The organism is Fulvitalea axinellae (assembly GCF_036492835.1).
In the GTDB taxonomy this organism is placed as follows: domain Bacteria; phylum Bacteroidota; class Bacteroidia; order Cytophagales; family Cyclobacteriaceae; genus Fulvitalea; species Fulvitalea axinellae.
This window is the reverse complement of record NZ_AP025316.1, coordinates 118,546-136,846: the sequence shown is the minus strand read 5'-3', so window position 1 is coordinate 136,846 and position 18,301 is coordinate 118,546. Positions and strand designations below refer to the sequence as shown.

The following is an 18,301-nucleotide window of genomic DNA, read 5'->3' as shown; positions in this document are numbered from 1 at the left end:
AGAGCCTGTCCGGAATATGGACAGGCTCTTTTGGCGTATATTCCGTTTTGTGCCACTCATAGGGCCTTAGATAAAGGGGGGTGTTAAACAGCGCCTGGCTTAAGGCCTTAGATCTGGGAACAAATACTTTATAAAAGTATTTTCTTACCGAATTAGGTGCAACTATATCGATGCATTGTGCCTCATTTAAGTACATATTGGCGGAATCCGCTACCTTGCAAATTACTTAGTACTATTAGATATTGGACATACCCTCAACATACCGAACCATACGATAATGACCATACGCAATACAAAAAAATACATCATGGCACTGGGCGCCATTCTGACCTGGGCCACACTGTTGCTGCAATTATATATCAGCGTTACGAAAGATCATGCGACCATATATATCGCGCCTTTTCTCCTGCTAAGGTTTTTTACAATTGTAGGCAATCTTTGTGTCGCTCTTTTCTGGACTCTGAGCCTATTGGGCAAGCGCAGGGCCATGTCCAAGTTTTTCGGACTAACGGGGTGCGCGGCATGCGTCGCGAGTTATATTACGCTTGTTATGCTCGGCTATGCGCTCCTTTTGCAACACGCTTGGAATCCGCAAGGGCTTGAGCTTCTTGCCGAACGGTTATTACATGCGGTTATCCCTCCGCTGTTTATTGTTTATTGGTTTATTTTCGAACCCAAAGAAGAATTGGACTGGAAATCGCCGTTGCGATGGACGCCTTTTTTGTTGGTCTATTACGCCTATTCCCTTACCCTTAGTTCGTTTATCGGAAAATATCCGTATCCGTTTTTTGATGTCAACAAACTGGGTTGGGGAGAAGTGTTTGGATGGGCCTTTGTCCTATGGGGCCTGTTTATCGCGATCGGGTGGTTTTATACGATAATGAATTCGCTTAAGAAACGGTAGCGAAAGGGAAGGCTTCGTTTTTTGATAAAAAGCTAACGGCTAACTTTTTTCCGCAATCGGTTTTTGAGCGACTTTAAGGCCCTGTAAAGCTGGGTATCCACGGTACGGACGGATATTCCCATCTGTTCGGCGATTTCGGAACGGGATAGGTGGGAATATCGGCTAAGGTAGAAAACCTCCCGGCATTGTTCGGGAAAATTATCGGCGCATTGCCGGATTTGCCGGTGCAATTGTTCTTTCCATTCGGTGTGGTCCTGTGATCCGTAAAACTCTTCTTCCACTTCGGATTCCCTTTCTTGGTGTAGTTTTTCCTTTCGGATCTCATTCATCGCCCTAAAATAGATTCCTTTGTAAAGAAAAGTATCGAGCTGAACCGTTATACGAAGTTGTTCCCTTTTCTCCCATAAGTCTATTAGAACCTCTTGCGTGATGTCTTCGGCTTTGTTGGGGTTGTTCAGAATACCGCAAGCATAGTTGAACATCCGCTGAAAATAAGCGCTATAAAGCACACGGAAGGCTTCTTCGTATTCTTTGGCTTTCAGCAATCTTAAAAAATCGTTCTTTGCTTCGATCATTATATACGGCTATATATACCTCGGCTCGATTGGGTGTAATAGCATAGACGATTTCTATACTATAATCCCTCTATTGATGCTCAAAAAAATAACATTTAACTAGTCAGCCTATCTAGTATATATGTAAAAGTGTTGGTTATAAGTAAAATAGGAAAACCCAGCAAGTGTAAAACTTGCCGGGCCTAAATTAGAGGGAATAATCAATTCACACACACATAACGGATTTTCTATGTCCCCATAATTATTTCTTCAAAACAGATATTTGGAGGCTTAATACCCTTTGTTCTGTGGCAAGGTCTTTCCGTTAGCCTCATAAAGGTCGATTTCGCTTTGCGGAATGGGGAACAGATAGTCTCTGTCAGGATTGAATTTCCGGTTCCAGGCGTTATGCCACCGCTCCTTGTATGTTGGGGTATAACCTTCTTCCTTTACGCTTCCGTCCTCATTTCGCATGTATTGCCACTTGTCGTATTCGGACATGTCTGGGTAAGTCACAATACCGTCCATGTCTATTGAAGGAACCGTTTTTGCGTTTTTAAGATCCAATACTCTTCCTACAAACGGGATAGTACGCACTTTTTCAAGCATTCTCCAACGAAGAAGATCGTCATAACGGAAGCCTTCCATCGCCAACTCTACACGGCGTTCCATTCTCAGAACCTTTCTCATTTGCTCTTTTGATGTGGCGGTTACCGCTGGGTAATCATCCTCTCCACTCCAAGCACGCTCACGGAGTTTGTTAATCGCTGAGGCCGCTTTGTTGAGGTCGCCGCCGTTTCTTTCGATTTCGGCTTCCGCCAAAATCAGATATACTTCGGCCAATCTCATAAAGTGCAAATCGACATCCGTTTTTGTTGTACGTTCGGCCAAGCTGGTTTCGTCAACATACTTGCGGTACAGGTATCCCGAAAGATACGCCGGCCAGTGTACTGAGCGGCAATTACGATTCAGTTCACGGCTCTTGACGCCATTTTCAATTTTATATGACTCAAGGCTGTCCGGGTGCGATTCGTAAATTCTTCCAGCCCAAAGATCCTGTGGCAAGACTACGGTCGCTTTTAGTCGCGGATCCCGGTTTTCCCACGGATTGGTCGGGTCATATTCGGGATCTTCGTCGATAGGCAGACCATTTTTTGTAAGATATGCGTCAATCAGGTTTTGTGCGGGCCCACATTGGCTATAAGTACCGAAACGGGTACCAAAGCGGAGTACGATACGATGTGATTTTCCAAACCCTTCCTCGTTATAAGGAAGTCGCATAAGAATCTCGGGAGAATCCTCCCCGTCAAAAGTGAATAATTCACCGTAAGAGGGGTGAAGTTGGTAACCGTTGGCTTCGGCTTGTTCCAATGACATTTGGGCGGCGGTAGCCGCAACATCAAAACGCCCAGCGTAAAGTGCGATTCGGGCTTTTATAGCGTAAACAAAGGGCAAAGTGATTCGGTCTTGAACGCCAGTGATCCCTTTGTCCATCAGTGAGGCGGCATTATCCAGATCCGCGAGAATTGTATCCAGGATTTCTTCTTTTGGTGTTCTTGGAAGAAACGCTTGGTCAGGAGTGGTTGGCACAAAATCCAGATAAGGCACATCTCCGAAATAAAGCACCAAGCGGTGATAGAAATAAGCCCTCATACAGAGCGCCTGTGCTTTTATATCATTAAACTGGGTTTCGTTGACTACCCCGGAAGCTTTATCCATATTTTGCAGAAGGTTGTTGGCTCTGCCAATTCCCTTATACAGATTTTCATAAAACTTTTCGAAACCGCTGGTTGAGGTCTGCTCACTTTTGCTTAAAGCCTGTAAGCCTGCTTGCTCATCAGTGATGCGATAGAAGGAATTGTCTGATAGCACGGCCTCCATATACATTTGAAAGGGCATATGCTCTATTTCAAACAGAGGCATCGAGCCGTAAACGCTATTGAGCGCTAATTGAAGTTCGGTTTCGTCCGAAAAGAAGGTTTCATCAGTGGGACTGCTCAAAGGTTTGAGATCCAACATGCTGTCGCAGGAAATGAACGCGAATCCGGCGATAAATAGCGCTAACGCTTTATATATTTTTTTCATCTATTTAATAGCTTTAGGTCAAACTTTCAAAAGGGAGCGTTCGGCCGTAAAACGGGAACGCTCCGCCTCCATGTGATTGGTTTGCATCAGAAAGCGGCCCTTAACCCGAAAGTATAGGTCTTGACCACAGGATAAAAGTCTCCCTGCGTACCGTTAGGCACTAATGGATCGACGCCATCAGGCATGTCCGAGAAAGTGAACAGGTTTTGGCCGGAGGCGTATATTCTTACGCTTGACAAAAAGGTCTTTTCCAACCAGGTTTTTGGAACAGTATAGCCCAATGTCAGGTTACGTACTCTAAGATAAGAGCCGTCGAAAACGTGCTTTGAGTTCACTTGGGCGCTGTTACTTCCGTTGGAGTATACTTTTATTGCAGGTAACAATGCGTTTGGATTTTCTGGGGTCCAAGAATTTTCCAGTTGCCATTCATTCAGGCCGCGGCCATTTAAGTAAGGGACTATTAAACTGTTGGTCAATAAAACATCTCGTCCAGCTACACCTTGGAAATCTACTGAAAAGTCAAAGCCTTTATAGTCCACTCCGAAATTGAAGCTGAAGGTTTTGCTAGGGAAATTATGGCCTACTATAGTGCGGTCATCAGTGTTGATGACGCCATCGGCTTGATCGAAAACTCCGTCTCCGTCAGTATCTACGGTCAATTGGTCTTTGTATCGAATATCGCCGGGTTCCAAGGTTCCGAATTGCGCCGGAGCGCCGTCTATCTCTTCTTGCGAATTGAAAATACCTGTCGCTTCGTAAGCGTAGATCGAACTGATAGGTTCTCCAACTTGCAGAATAGAATTCGAGCCTTTGATAAATTGTACACCGTTCAGATCAGTAACTTGATTTTTCACTAAGGCGAAATTGCCTCCGATGCGGTATCCGATTTCCCCGATTTTATCGCGCCAAGATAGCGAAAGATCCCAACCCTTGTTTTCCATATTGAAAACATTGGCAACAGGCGAATTAAGTCCTATCGTGGCGGATATTTTCTGTTCACCGAGCAGGTTTTCGGTTTTTCGGACATAGTATTCAAGCGAGCCGTCAAGGCGATCGTCAAATAATCCGAAGTCAAGACCGAGGTTCAGTGTTTCGCCTGTCTCCCAAGAAATTTCCTTGTTCGCTAATTGTTTTTGTGCGGCACCTTGTAAAACAGCGTCATTAACATATCGCGCCCCTTCGATCTCGATCACAGAAGCGTACGGGAAGTTTTTATTTCTAATTTTATCGCCATCGATATTCTGGTTGCCCAATTGTCCCCAAGAGCCTCTTAGCTTAAGCCTGTTAAGGGGAATGTCTTTAGGAAAGAAGCTTTCGTTGGTGATATTCCAGCCTGCGCTTACGGAAGGAAACACTCCCCAGCGATTGTCTTCCGCAAAGCGCGAAGACCCGTCTAAACGTAAGTTAACCGTGAACAAGTAACGGCTATCGTAGCTATAATTCAACCGGCCAAAATAAGAGAGCAGAGCGTTATGGTCCTTGGATCCTCCATTAGTGTCATTGTCGGGATTACCAGTATTAAGCACAGGGAAGTCGACCTCATAACCGAATCGGCTAGCCTTAAAGTATTGGGATTTGTACTTGATGAATTCCGTACCGATCATCCCGCCGATTTCGTGCCTGTTTAAGCTTTTGTTGTAGCTTGCGGTGGCTGTGAAGTTTTCCACGAAGCTTCTTCTCGATTCGTTTTCTACCTTCATTTCACCCCTTGGACTCCCGCCATAAAGTATATTGTCATCAGAGTCAGGTCTTGAGTATAGACCAAACGGGCGGTTTGTTTTTTCGTATAAAGTTTCATTGTGCTCTGGAGCGTACATAGCCATCAGGCGAAGGTCTTTGATTGGCTCATACACCGCCTTGAGCAGCGCTCTGAAATAATTGCCTTGGCTAGTTTTTAAGCCACCCTCTCTTACACTGGCGACAGGGTTCCCCCCCAGTTCACTATCTGCGTAGTGGCCGTTGCTCCACATATAAGGTTCGATGGACCCACGATGATAGGCGGACTTTACACCATTCCCACCCGAAGGCTCAGTCCCGTCGGAGCGGCGGAAATTGAGGTCCATACTTACCTGAAGCTTATCGCTTACGGTGTAGTCGGCGTTCAAACGACCTTGATAACGTTTGAAATTGTGATTGGCGATGTTGCCGTCTTGGTCCTGAAAACCGATCGAGGCTTTCGTCCGTAATTTGTCCGTTCCGCCACTTACGCTAATATTGTGATATTGCATAGTCCCGGCTTCCGAAAACAGTAAGTCCACCCAATCGGTATCGGGAAAAAGGTCCCGGTTATCGCGGTTGAGGTCGTTCATGTATTCGTTATATCTGTCCTCGTTCCCGATGTGCTTAAAATATGTGGCGGCATCCACAGGGTCCACAAGGTTAGTAGGGCTTTGGAATCCGCTGTACATATTATATTCCACACGGGTTTCGCCGGCTTTGGCGCGCTTGGTAGTAATCAGGATAACACCGTTCGAGGCGCGGGAACCGTAAATGGCTGCGGCTCCGGCATCTTTCAACACTGAGAAGCTTTCGATATCGTTAGGGTCCAATCCGTTGATGTTACCGGCTACACCGTCAATCAAAACAAGTGGGGTGGAAGAGGCGCTAATTGATCCGACACCCCGTACACGAAGTTGGGCTCCGTCGCTACCGGGCTTACCGCTGGTTTGTAATGCGGTAAGCCCCGGAACAGCGCCCGTAAGGGCTTGCGAAACCTGCATTACGGGTTGTTTGGAGATGTCTTCGGCTTTGACTACGGAAACAGAACCTGTAAGGTCAACTTTTTTCTGTACGCCGTAACCCACTACTACCACCTCTTCAAGCAACTCTTTGTCCTCTTCCAAAGTGATATCGAATACACTCTGGTTCCCGACCAGAATTTTCTGGGATTTAAACCCAACGTAGGATACTACAAGTACGTCACCTTTTTTGATCTTAAGCTTGAACTTACCGTTCACGTCTGTGGTGGTACCCGTAGTGGTTCCCTCAATCACGATATTGGCTCCGATAATGGTCTCGCCCGCGGGATCAGACACCGTTCCCTCTATAAAAAAGCCTGTTTCCTGTTTCGGCTGCGCAGGCTTGTCGGTCTCGGTGTCTTTGGGGTAAAGGTGAATACGCTTGCCGTCTATCTCATACCTTAAAGACTTTTCACGAAGGAGTTTTTGCAGGATAGCGTCAATGGTCATATCGGAAAACGACCTGTCACTGACAACAGAGCCTACGTTTATCTCTTTGGTCTTGTAGAAAAAGGTGTAGCCCGTCTTTGTGGTGATCTGCTCAAGCACCTGTTTCAATGAAACTCCCTGTTTGATTTTCAGGCTGTAACGCTGGCTTTGGCCGTCTTTGGCATGCGCCCCGGCAATACCCGTAGCGACGATCATCACGAAAACCAAAAAATAAGGTGTCACGCTCCGCAAAACGGAACCGAAACCTAGTTTCAGTAAATTGTTTCTCATAATTTTGGATTTATAAGTTTACAAAAAGCGCATAGGTGTCCTGTCTGAATAGTGCGACCTGTTCAGTGATACCTTTGCGTCTTACTTATCGTGGAGTGTCCGGTCTACATGACGTGTTTGTCCCTAAATCCGTCTCCAACCGGATACCGCCGACGATAAGTAAATACAAGTTGTTGTTTAGTTGCCGTTATTTGGGAAAGATTCTTTTACTCCCCTTCTTTTTCAAAAAGTGTTTTCAAAATGGTTTATGACCCTATAGGCAAGGTGGAAGTGTCATCAGTCTTTAAAGACCGTTCCAACCTTGGCTATATAGGATTAACCTTTTTCGTTACTTTTTCTTCATATTGTTTATTGATATACACCGTGTCGTTTCGGTGTATATAGCTGGTTCCGTTTTGCTTGGCGAAGGCTCTCATAATGTCCGCGACGGTCTCGTCTCCATAAAAGGTTCCCGAAAACTCTGTCCCTTCACATTCCGGGTCGTTATTAATGATGGACACGTTATACCAACGTTCTAGCACGGGTATAAGATCCCGGAATTTCTGTCCTTCAAAAACCAAGATATCGTCTCTCCATGATATATATTTTCGGGTGTTGACATCCGAGATCTCCACCCGTTTTTTGTCCTTAAACAAAGCTTGTTGTCCGGGGGCCAACTTTACGGAACGCCGTTCGTCTTTTCCATAGAGTGACACGCTGCCTTCCACCAAGGTGACATGGCTCCCAACGGCGCCATTATAGTTATTGACATTGAAAACCGTCCCCAATACCCGTACGTTGCGGTGACCCATACGCACGATAAATGGCGTTTTGTTATGTACGACATCGAAACAGGCTTCGCCGTTTACCGCCACTTCCCGGACTCCATTACGCGGACGGGTATAATAGCTGAATGTAGTGGCGGCGTTTAGCCACACTTTGGTCCCGTCGGGCAGTTTTAGTTTTATCCGTTTTCCTTTCGGTACGTTTACCGTTACTTTCTCGGCCTTCATGGATAACCGGTCAGCGTGAGCGGACAAAAGGTTCTCGTTTTGTCGATAAAGGGTATCTCCGCCACTGACCAGATTGTCTTTCTGATTAACGGTAAATGTTTTTCCGTTGGAATAAGAAACTGAAACTTCTTCAATGCTATTGGCCAAAAAACCATCAGTCTCTTCAGGTTTCTTTACGGTATAGCGGTAAGTAATTGTCACTACAGACATCAGCATGGCCACGGAGGCGGCGACCTTTATCCATCGCCAAGGTTTTTTTCTGTTGCGTCGTTCAGCTTCGGCACGTTTCTCAATTTCCCTAAAGTTCTTTTCCCACGAAACGGTATATTCCGAATTATTATATTCGGCGCTTTTCCACACGTCCTCTATTTCAGTTGCGTGATAATCGTTCCAAACGGAGTCTTCTCTCCATCGGTCAAGGGTTTCCCGTTCTTCGGGCGAAAGCTTATCACTGAGCTGTTTCGCTATCAGAGCCTCGATATGTTCCGGAATCTCGTGTGCCATACAATTTTAAAAGTGTTGCGATTTTATACTTACTTACAGATGCTGGAATTTTTTTATAAAAAAAATAGAGAGGGGAGGAATCGAAAAGGGGAGTGATGTTGCATAAACCACTCATAGCTAAAAAGATGAGGTGAAAAACAGTATTTACAAAAAAAACCGCTTCCTGATTTTGGGAAGCGGTTTTAATATCGATACCTCTGTATCAAGAAAGCAACATCTCAATACTGGTCCAAGTCTTCAATAATATTTGGGTATTACACTATTCGGTACCTCATACCAAATACTTAATACCTAAGACCATCTTTTTCAAATCACAAAGCCTCTTTCCAAGCGAACTGGCCGTTCTTCACGGACCAATCGTTGCCGAAGAAGCCCGAAACCTTAACGGCTTTGATACCTTGGTCGGTGGCGTTATCGTCGAAGATCATCAGGTCCGGGAAGTTTGGTCCGGCCAAGAAATACTGGTTAGTGTAAGTGGCTTTGGCGCCTTTGAGTCCGGTGCCGGCCACTACGCCTACAGAAGCCTTGTCGCTGTCTTTGCGAGGACGAACGAAGTAGGCTCCCAAGTTATCGCCCGACATAGTTTTGCCGTCGATAGTGATTTTGCCTTTTCTTACCTGTACGGGGCTGTCTTTGAGCAACTTGTTCCAAGCCGAGTTGGTGTTTGCGTTACCGTAGATTACCACGTTGCGGTCTTTGTATCTCTTGGCGTTGAAGTCAACGTCACGCACCAATTCGATAGTGCTGTTGCCGCGGTACCAGAAAGTTTCCGCGTCGAAACGGGCCTTGTTGTAGTACCACTCACGCTCTGCTTTACTGCCGCGGGTTCCGTATACGAACACCACGTCGTTGTTGAAAGCGTCGCGGAAACCACCGTTGCGCTCCGGAGATTTCTCCTTGGCGTCAATACCGGCGATAGTAGACCATTTGCCTTCGGTTTTCTGCAAGATCACTTTTTCGCCAGAAGCGGTGATGGCCTGTCCGTCGATCTCGATATTTACGTCGCCGTCAAGCTCCAAGGCTTTGGCGTCGAAGATGATGGTACGAACGTTTTTGGTCGTTCCCTTGATGCCTTCGGCGTAAGTGAAGTCAACGGAAGAAATAGCGAAAGGCTCTTCCTGCTGCTGGATGGTGATCCAGTGGTTTTTGGCCGAAACGCCAACAGAAGCGGTCACGAACTCGATATGCTTCTTGTCTTTGGCCGCAGGGTTGCTGTGCCACTTGAAGTAATCGAAGATCGGAGCCCAGTCAACGCTATTGTTGCCGAACCAGTGCTTTCCGCCCGGGTATTCGTAGTAAACGAAGTCGTTGTGGTAATCGCCGAGGAAGTTACGCATGTCGCGCGCAAGCTCCACGTCCACTACGGTATCGTCGCTGCCGTGGAAAATGTAAACGCCCGACTGCAGGTAGTTCTTGGCCAAGAGCTTGGTCTTGGTAGGGTTCTGGGCCCTTGAGAACATATCCGCAACGGCTGTTTCGCCGATGTTGCCAGTAGCGTGCTTATACATTTTGTGGTTGCTAGCATAGCCCAACAGCTCCGGGTAACCGGCGCAAGGCGCGATAGCCGCGAAACGGTCCGGGTAAGTGGCACCCAAATACCACGTACCATGTCCGCCCATTGAGTGGCCGGTCAGGTAAGTGTGTTGCGGGTCGGTTTCGAAAAGCTGTTCCGCGTCGGCCAACACTTCCATGGCGTCGAGGCGCCCCCAGTCTTCCCACGCAAATCCGTAAGGACGACGGTTAGTGGCCGCTACCACATATCCCCAATCCTTTTGCTTATAAGCCCTGGACTGGTTAGTGGCCTGTACCGAAGCTCCGTGTACGGAAAGGAACATGGCCTGATTCTTAGAAGTCTTGTCAGTGGAAGGAGCCACGCTGTAGTACTGCACGCTACCGTCCACGTCACTTACGAAAGTACGCTCGTGGTGCTTGAACTTGGTGCGGTTGTTAATGTCGAGACCAACTTCGTCGATCACCTTTCCACTACGGTTCTTGAGCGTAAGGGTAAGCGGAAGCTTTCCGGCCACGCCGCCTTCGATATCCACAACTTGGAAAGGCACTTTACGCACGGCCATCGGCGAGATTACCGTAATTGGTGTAACGTATTCTTTGCCCTCGATTGCCGCCGTGATGGTATAGCCTTTCATTGACCTGTCCGTAGCGTTTACGATACGGATAGAGCCCCACTTCTCTCCGGTTTCCTCAAGGATAAGGTCCGGCAAAGTGATATCCCTCTTAGTGAATTGGATCGCCTGTTTTGGCGTCAGGATACGGGCTTTCATCTTGTTGAAGCGACCGCCCGTGAGCAGAAATTCGTTGGTTCCCTTTTTCATATGGAAAGGCACCAACGACCAACCGAAGTTGTAGTGGTCGCCCTCGTGAGGCATGCCGTTCACGAAGGTAGCGGTGTTGGCCGTAGTGGCCAGCAGAGCCAATTGCTCCTTGTCCGACTCGTAGCTCAGGTAGAGGTGCCCGGTGCGCAGGTGCCTGTTCTTGAAGAAATGGTCCTTGCCGGCGGTAATGTTTTCCCAAACCGCCTTTTCGCCGTCGGCCGTAAGGCAAGCCGTGGCGCCGGCATTCGGAGTCGCGAAAGTCCCGTCAAACAGTTGCTTGGCCAAGTTGTCCTTAGCCACCGGAATTCTGCCGTAATTGAGTTTCGAATTAACGTACAGTCCTTCGGTGAATTGGTGCAATACCGTGCCTTCGTGCACAGCCACCTTTTTTTCCTCCCCGAAGTAGGCCACAACATTTCCCTTAGTGTTCTTTTGTTGGGCCTTCAGACTAGCTATGGGCAATGACGCAACAAGCGCCAAAGACATAAAAAGTTTTTTCATCGTTGATATGTGATTTAGCCTAAAGTAGATCTTCTCGCAATCTAAGCTAAAAAAAAGGCTTTAGCATGCCCCAAAGCACCTTGCGGGCACAATTCACAAAGATCCTTTTTTTTGTAAAAAAGGAAGGTAGTTAAATGCAACACAATAGCACATAATTAACGTGTCCATTCGGACTCCGTCCAAAAGACCGAATGAGTCTGGCAAACAATACCTTTAATTCAGAAATCTGCCTAACATCAACGAAGCTTATTGGGTCGAAATTTTGGAGGAACACCACAGAAAAACAGGGCTTTTTTAAATAGCGGGGACATATTTCAACATAAAGAAGGTATAAGATATTGCGAACGAAATATACCCTAACGCTTTCCAAAGCTTAAACTCAAACCCTGAGAGTTTGAATATCTTGTCACATACTAATGCGACTAAGCATATTATGGAGAGCATAACGGGAATGAACACTAAGTACCCGTTTATTACGGAGTTATACCTGATATAGGTAAACGCCAGCAAATAAAAGTGGACTGCGGCATAAAAGCTGAAAAGTACATATTTCATAGGTAGTGGTTAAAGCTAAGAGTTTATTGGGGAATCGTTAAAGGGTAAATCCATTTGGTCTTAGTTCTACGAATTAGGTGCTGTTCCAATGAAGTTTTTGGATCCGAAAAATGGAAATCGGATCACAACTTGAATAGCCATTACGAACTTCAGGTATATACAACCGTAATTCAGAGGCTTTTCTGATATTTATTGGTAAGTTATAAAATACTTGCTAAAAAACAGGATAATATAGAGGTGTTGGTGAGTGGCTATAACGCCATGGACAAATTTATTTCTGAGATACGATTCGGTTATTGTATTCCAATAAAAGCCGTGATGTTAAATGCGTGTGGGGCTAGAGATAAAAGAGATTTTAGGTTAAACGACAGCATCCTAATTTAAGAGTATAGTGAGTTGTAACTGACCTTTCGCTCGCCTTTCCTATTGCAATTTTGGAAATTATATGATAAGTGACCGATTTTTGAAAAATGAAAAGGAGAGACGGATTTGAATTATACACGGATTATCTTATTGCCAGTCGAGGGCAAGCCACCTCAACAGGGCTCTCAGCATCTTTGGACAATCAGATTCCCCATGATTATTTCAGCGACCTCCTCAAGCAACCGGACATGGACCAAAAGGCTTTTTGGAAAGAGGTGAAGTCTTTCGCCAGGAGTATTGAGGGCGAAGAGGCGGTTTTGAGTATCGACGATTGCATTGTCCACAAGCCTCATTCCTCGGAAAACGACATCGTAGCTTATCATTTCGACCATACTGTAGGCAAAGCGGTCAAAGGGATCAACTCCCTTAACTTTCTTCTGAGCAATACCGTGGAAGGACAAACGGTTAACTGTCCGGTCGCTTATGAGATCGTCCACAAGACGGTGAAATACATAGACAAGAACGGGAAGGAAAAGCGTAAAAGCGAGAAAACGAAAAATGAGATGGTACTGGAAGTTTTACACCGTCTAAACTTTCTGAACAAACTGGTTTTCAGGTACATTCTTTTCGATACGTGGTTCACCGCCAGCGATACGCTGAAGTATATTCATTACAAGCTCAAGAAGGTTTTCGTTTGCCCGCTGAAGAGCAACAGGAATATAGCAATGAGCGAAAAGGACAAAAACGAGGGCAAATTCATTCACGTTTCGGATGCGCCTATTGAAAGCGGTCAAGTGAAGCGGGTGTGGGTCAAGGGAGTTGATTTTCCTGTCACGCTCGCCAAACAAGTCTTTACAAACAGGGACCGGTCGACCGCGGAACAATGGCTGGTTACCAACGGGGAGAACATGGCTTTCGAGGATATCGTAGCGATCTACCAAAAACGGTGGAAAGTCGAGGAGTTCCATAAGTCGCTCAAGCAAAACACGATGTTAGGCAAGTCTCCCACAAAGATGGAGATTACCCAATTGAACCACATCTTCGCTTCCATGATCGCCTACATAAAACTGGAAAAACTGAAGGTTAAGGAGAAGCTGAATCACTTTGCGATAAAATCAAAATTGTATTTGAAGATGATAAAGGCTGCCATGGAAGAACTTGACGCCTTGCGGTCGGCCTGAAATATATTCATTAAGAATCGCTCTCCCAAATGCAGGGAGAGCGAAAGTTCAGTTGTAATTTTTTGATTTCAAAAATTTTGACATCTATTGGTTTGAGAGTCCCGTATATGGGATAATAGAAACTCTTTTTTGTTGACTATGAAGTGTAAAGGAAAAATGGGCAGAGTGTATCACTTTTTATCAGTTGCCGTAATAAGCTTGGTTCTGTTTAGTTGCAATACCGCTGATTCGAATAACACCTATTTAGGACAAACACCGCCGGGCACCAAACCTGAACAGTTTGCGCCTTCAATAGTCAATACCGACAGTATAGAGATTAACTCAGTATTTAACCATTCTTTTACCGAATTATTCTTTACCCGAATTATAAACGGGAGCTTTGTCATTCACCATTCCGAATTGGTTGATGGCAAATGGACTGCTCCACAGCCTATTCAGATGTTCTCAAACCAGGAGGCTAATTCGGTCGCTATTGATCCTACGGTTACCCAAGATGGGAAAACGATGTATTTCCTCGGAATAAGCCCTGAAGAGCGTTCTAGAAAGTCTAAACCAAATATATACAAGAGTCAAAAAGTTGGAGGGAAATGGCAACTGGCTACAAAAGTCGGTGCGCCAATATCGACGGATGAATATGCGGAGTCATATCCAGTGGTCGTAGCGGACGGAAGTTTATATTTTACATCGGATCGTCCGGACAGTTTCGGGAAGCGCGATATCTATAGGGCACAATATTTAGGCGACGGAAAATTCGATACGCCTGTGAATATAGGCCCGGGGGTGAATACGGAAAAAGGGGAGAGAAGTACTTATGTTTCCTCAGATGAAAGTTATCTGATTACCGCAAATACTTATTCTGACGAAAAAGGGTTCGCCGTTTCGTTTAAAAAAAATAACAAATGGCAGAGGCCTGTCCATTTTGATCTTGGTGAACCTCTTTCCGATGACTGGATTTATTTCTGCCCGTATGTATCTCCTGACGGGAAATATTTTTTCTTTTCGAAACGACTCAGCGATCCTCCCAAAAGTGGATGGAAAGGTGTAACTAAAGGCGAGGTGTATTGGGTAAAAGCGGACGTGTTCTTAGATGCGCGTACAGGTCAGTAAAAATACTTTTATCATGATTAAACTATAAATAAAGGGGCGCCTTAATTGACGCCCCATATGGGATTTTTGCAAAAGCAAAAAATGGATGTGTAATGTGTGTCATGTGTATCTAAACGGCGGACACCCTAACCGACGTTTATTCTTTAGCGGAGATATTAAATTCCTTGAACGTCGCCGGTGCGTTTGATGAAGATTACGCCGTAGCTGTGGTTGCCACGAGCACCACGTACTTTGGCGCGGATCTCGAAGCCGGCTCCTGTTTCGTACTGGTCCACGCTGAAGCGGTATACGTTTCCGTTGGCGTTCTTGCCGGCGGTTCCTACGTGCTTGTCCTCACCGATTTGCTTGCCGTTTTTGAACAACGCCACGCTCTCGATTTCCAAAGCGTTGTCGCCGTCAGTGTAAAGGAAGGCGATTTCGTAAACGCCGTTTTTATTCACCTTGCCGGTGGCGTTGGCCTTGAAAATCTCATAGTTTTTATCCGAAATCTTCGTCGGCGCCCATTTGGCCATCAGTTTTCCGTAAGGCTTGAACTTGCTGTAATCCTCCGGGAAGAAGAACGGCAACGAGTACTGCTTGCGGTTGATTACCGTAATGGCTTGGAAGTCCTGAAGGCTCTTCACTTTCACCGAACCTGTATACAGCTTAGAGTGGGAGTGCGGGCGGGAACCATCCTCAGTGTAACGGATTTCGGCGCCGTTCACTACGTTTTCAACGCTGATCTCGAAACCGTTGGACACTTTCTTTTTGGAAACGAGCTTAGGCTCCGGCACGCGGTATCCGTATCCGGCAAAATCGTAACGGTTGTAATGGCTGGCCATACGACCTTCGAAATCCGGAAAGGCGCGGTCGCTCTTCGGCGTCCAGCATACCTCGGCCAATGCCGCCATACGCGGGAAGGTCAGGTACTCGGCGTAAACTTCCGAACGGTTTTCGTTCAGTGGAAGGATCTCCTGAAGCTTTGTGCCGTGGATAAACTGGTCGGTCCACAGGCAAGCCTGCGCGCCGAGAATCTGGTCACGGTATTTCTCGTCCAAGCCCTTGAGCATCGGGTCGAAGCTGTATGATTTCTCCAAGCTGATAGGAGACAACCAAGTGGCGGCTTTCACCTCTCCTGGCGTACGGCTTTCCGCCACGTCGAAGTAGCTGTGTCCGGTCAGGGCCATCACAGCCATGTGCCCGTCGGCGGTGGCGGTAAAGGCTTTTTTCTTGTTGTGCCAGATCATGGCTACGGCTTTTCCTGCCAATCCGCGTTCCACGATCTCGTCCCAACCTACGATGGTTTTGCCGTATTTGCCCACCATTTTCTGAACGCGGTTGGTGAAGTACACCTGCAGTTCGCGGTCATGCTTCAGACCGAGCGAATTCTTGCGTTTTTGGCAATGGTCGCACTCTTTCCAGCGGTCGTAACGGGCTTCGTCACCGCCGATGTGAACGTATTTGGAAGGGAAAATCTCGAATACTTCCTTGAATACGTCGCCAAGGAAATCGAAAGTCGACTCTTTGCCTACGCAGTAAAGGTCACGGCTGATAAAGTGGTAAGTCGGTACACGGTGGCGCATCTCGCGACATCCCAACCAAGGGTAAGCCGACAATGCCGCCAAAGTGTGTGCGGGGATCTCAATCTCCGGAATCACTTCCACGTTGCGAGCCTTGGCGTAAGCTACAATCTCTTTCAGCTCGTCCTGCGTATAGAATCCGCCCGAGCGGTTGGCGCCTTCGCCGCGCCACGCACCGATTTCGGTAAGTTTCGGATATTTCTTGATCTCGATTCTCCAACCCGCATCGTCAATCAGGTGGAAATGCAATACGTTGAGCTTATACATCGCCATCATGTCGATGTACTTCAGCACAAAGTCCTTTTCGTAGAAATAGCGGCTGACATCCAGCATCATGCCGCGCCACGCGAAGGTAGGGGCATCCTCGATCTCCACTCCGGGCACGTCCCAGGCGATATCTCTCTGGCGCTTGTCGCTGTAGATGTTTTCCGGCAACAGTTGCAGCAGCGACTGGATACCGTTAAAAACGCCTGCCGGCTTTTGCGCCAAAATCTCGATTCCCTTGGCGCTAACCTTCAGGCTATAGCCCTCGGCCGGCAAGTCGGCATTGTCGGTCAAGAGCAAGCTGATCGCTCCCTTTTTTGCTTTTGAGGATTCCGCTACGGCGAAGTCCCAGCCCGTAGCTGGCGAAAGCGCCGAAAACAATAGGTCGGCCTGTTCTTTCAGTCCTTTCGAATAAAGAATCTTAGTCGATTCCGTAAGGGAAAAAGTCTCCCCCGTGGTTTTCAAAGACACGGGTTTGGGTATAATATTAATCCCCTTATCCTTGCCTTCGGCAAATGTTTGTGTACATGCCAGCAGTACCATCGCAAAAAGAGCGATTAAAGTTCTGCCTGTTGTGTGTTCCCGCATAATCAATTGGGTTTTTATAAAAAAGATAGCCAGTTCTATTTTTATACAAAAAGCGATTTAAACCCCGCCACTCTAAAATTTATAAGCGTAAATATCTTTCTTAAATTATTTAAATCAAATAATAGCCAGTAAAACAGCCATTGTTTTTAATATAAATTAAATATTTATAGCCTTTACATGTTTGCGAAACGAATTAACCCTCCTATTATCAAAAAAACACCTTCTAAATTTCGGGGTATTTCCGAAAACCAAATACGCTAAAGGATATCATTCATTTTTAAGATCAAACCGATTTTCGGTACCGCTCCTTTCCCTTTAATTATTCGTTGATATCGCTCGATAACTTTATTGCCGTAGTTGATTCGGTGTTAAAATATTTATATAAATTGAAACTGTATTCTTTTCGCCAACAACCATATACTCATGAATAAGCCATCTATATTTTTCTATAAACTGGCGTTTGTCTTCGCTTTTAGTTTTACTGCGCCCAATCTATCGGCCCAAAAGGTGAAAAACGATTCGTTCGCCGAACGCGTAAAAACCGTAGACGGAACGGTAAACGAGATTTTGGATATTATTTCCGGTAAAAAGGGAGAGAAAAGGGATTGGGAAGCCTTTAGGCTTTTATTCGCTCCCAAAGCCCAGTTATCGGTTATGGTTCATGATTCGGTAGGCCGGGGAGTTCTAAGGACTTACACTTTGGAAGAATTTGTACGGATAGGAATGCGCTTTTACGAAGGCGACGGTTTTATCGAATACGAGCTGAAGAAAACGGTAGACGAGTATAACGGAATAGCGCATGTTTTTCAGGGATATTACGCCAAAGAGCTTGATACCGAAGAAAAAGGGATTAACAGTTTCCAATTATATTATGATGGAAAAAGGTGGTGGATTACGAGCCTGCTTTGGGTAAGTGACAGAAACGGGGTAAAATTGCCGGAGAAATATGATAAGCGGGGAGCTTGATTATATCATGATATCCCCATTTTCATCTTCGATCATAAATGTCAATATGCACCCTGACTAAATTATCCTTGTTTTATTCGTCTCATAGGTTAGGCCATTGTTGATTCCAATGCGTTCCAAAAAACTAATTTCAGGCCTTTATTTTTCTTCCATAACCGCAATGATTTTGGATGGAAGAAAAATTTGTAGCCGTATTTGAGAGATTTTTTGGTTACTTTTTGATCTTTCAAAAAGTAACACCGGAGCTTGTTGTAAGCAAGTTGTTTATGGTTTCGGGATATCGTTTTTTAAATGCCAATAATTATGTCACAGTGCATAGCAGTAGGGCTTGGTATAAACCTATAACTGTTCCGTGTACTATTTTCCCTAATCCTAACACCATATTAC

General features: G+C 45.9%; 10 protein-coding genes. 4 read left to right on the top strand and 6 right to left on the bottom strand.

Annotation, left to right across the window (positions count from 1 at the left end; genetic code table 11):
• Positions 1-277 precede the first annotated feature (277 nt).
• The gene (locus tag AABK39_RS21345) at positions 278-904 is read left to right on the top strand and encodes a Pr6Pr family membrane protein (RefSeq protein ID WP_338395269.1); all 627 of its coding nucleotides are present in this window, start codon (positions 278-280) and stop codon (positions 902-904) included.
• A 32-nt stretch (positions 905-936) separates the two neighbouring features.
• Here AABK39_RS21345 and AABK39_RS21340 read toward each other — a convergent pair whose 3' ends face one another.
• The 5 genes from AABK39_RS21340 to AABK39_RS21320 form a co-directional block, all read right to left on the bottom strand.
• A complete protein-coding gene (locus AABK39_RS21340; protein WP_338395268.1) occupies positions 937-1,479 on the bottom strand; it encodes an RNA polymerase sigma-70 factor in 543 nt (180 codons plus the stop codon).
• A gap of 270 nt (positions 1,480-1,749) precedes the next feature.
• On the bottom strand, positions 1,750-3,543 hold the full coding sequence (locus tag AABK39_RS21335; RefSeq protein WP_338395267.1) for a RagB/SusD family nutrient uptake outer membrane protein: 1,794 nt from the start codon (positions 3,541-3,543) through the stop codon (positions 1,750-1,752).
• A gap of 86 nt (positions 3,544-3,629) precedes the next feature.
• Positions 3,630-7,001, bottom strand: a complete 3,372-nt coding sequence (locus AABK39_RS21330; protein WP_338395266.1) for a TonB-dependent receptor — start codon at positions 6,999-7,001, stop codon at positions 3,630-3,632.
• Between the two features lie 305 nt (positions 7,002-7,306).
• On the bottom strand, positions 7,307-8,497 hold the full coding sequence (locus tag AABK39_RS21325; protein ID WP_338395265.1) for a FecR family protein: 1,191 nt from the start codon (positions 8,495-8,497) through the stop codon (positions 7,307-7,309).
• Between the two features lie 311 nt (positions 8,498-8,808).
• Positions 8,809-11,331, bottom strand: coding sequence for a carboxylesterase family protein (locus AABK39_RS21320; RefSeq protein WP_338395264.1), 2,523 nt, complete (start codon positions 11,329-11,331; stop codon positions 8,809-8,811).
• Between the two features lie 1,025 nt (positions 11,332-12,356).
• Between AABK39_RS21320 and AABK39_RS21315 the strand changes: the two genes are divergently transcribed.
• Together AABK39_RS21315 and AABK39_RS21310 are read left to right on the top strand one after the other, a co-directional pair.
• A complete protein-coding gene (locus AABK39_RS21315) occupies positions 12,357-13,430 on the top strand; it encodes an IS701 family transposase (RefSeq protein WP_338392425.1) in 1,074 nt (357 codons plus the stop codon).
• Positions 13,431-13,568: 138 nt separating this feature from the next.
• Positions 13,569-14,537: a TolB-like translocation protein gene (locus AABK39_RS21310; RefSeq protein WP_338395263.1), complete on the top strand. Its 969-nt coding sequence runs from the start codon at positions 13,569-13,571 to the stop codon at positions 14,535-14,537.
• A gap of 155 nt (positions 14,538-14,692) precedes the next feature.
• Here AABK39_RS21310 and AABK39_RS21305 read toward each other — a convergent pair whose 3' ends face one another.
• Positions 14,693-16,948, bottom strand: a complete 2,256-nt coding sequence (locus AABK39_RS21305; RefSeq protein ID WP_338395262.1) for a beta-N-acetylhexosaminidase — start codon at positions 16,946-16,948, stop codon at positions 14,693-14,695.
• Between the two features lie 423 nt (positions 16,949-17,371).
• Between AABK39_RS21305 and AABK39_RS21300 the strand changes: the two genes are divergently transcribed.
• Positions 17,372-17,914 (top strand): hypothetical protein, encoded by a 543-nt coding sequence (locus tag AABK39_RS21300; protein ID WP_338395261.1) that lies wholly within the window; start codon positions 17,372-17,374, stop codon positions 17,912-17,914.
• Positions 17,915-18,301 lie beyond the last annotated feature (387 nt).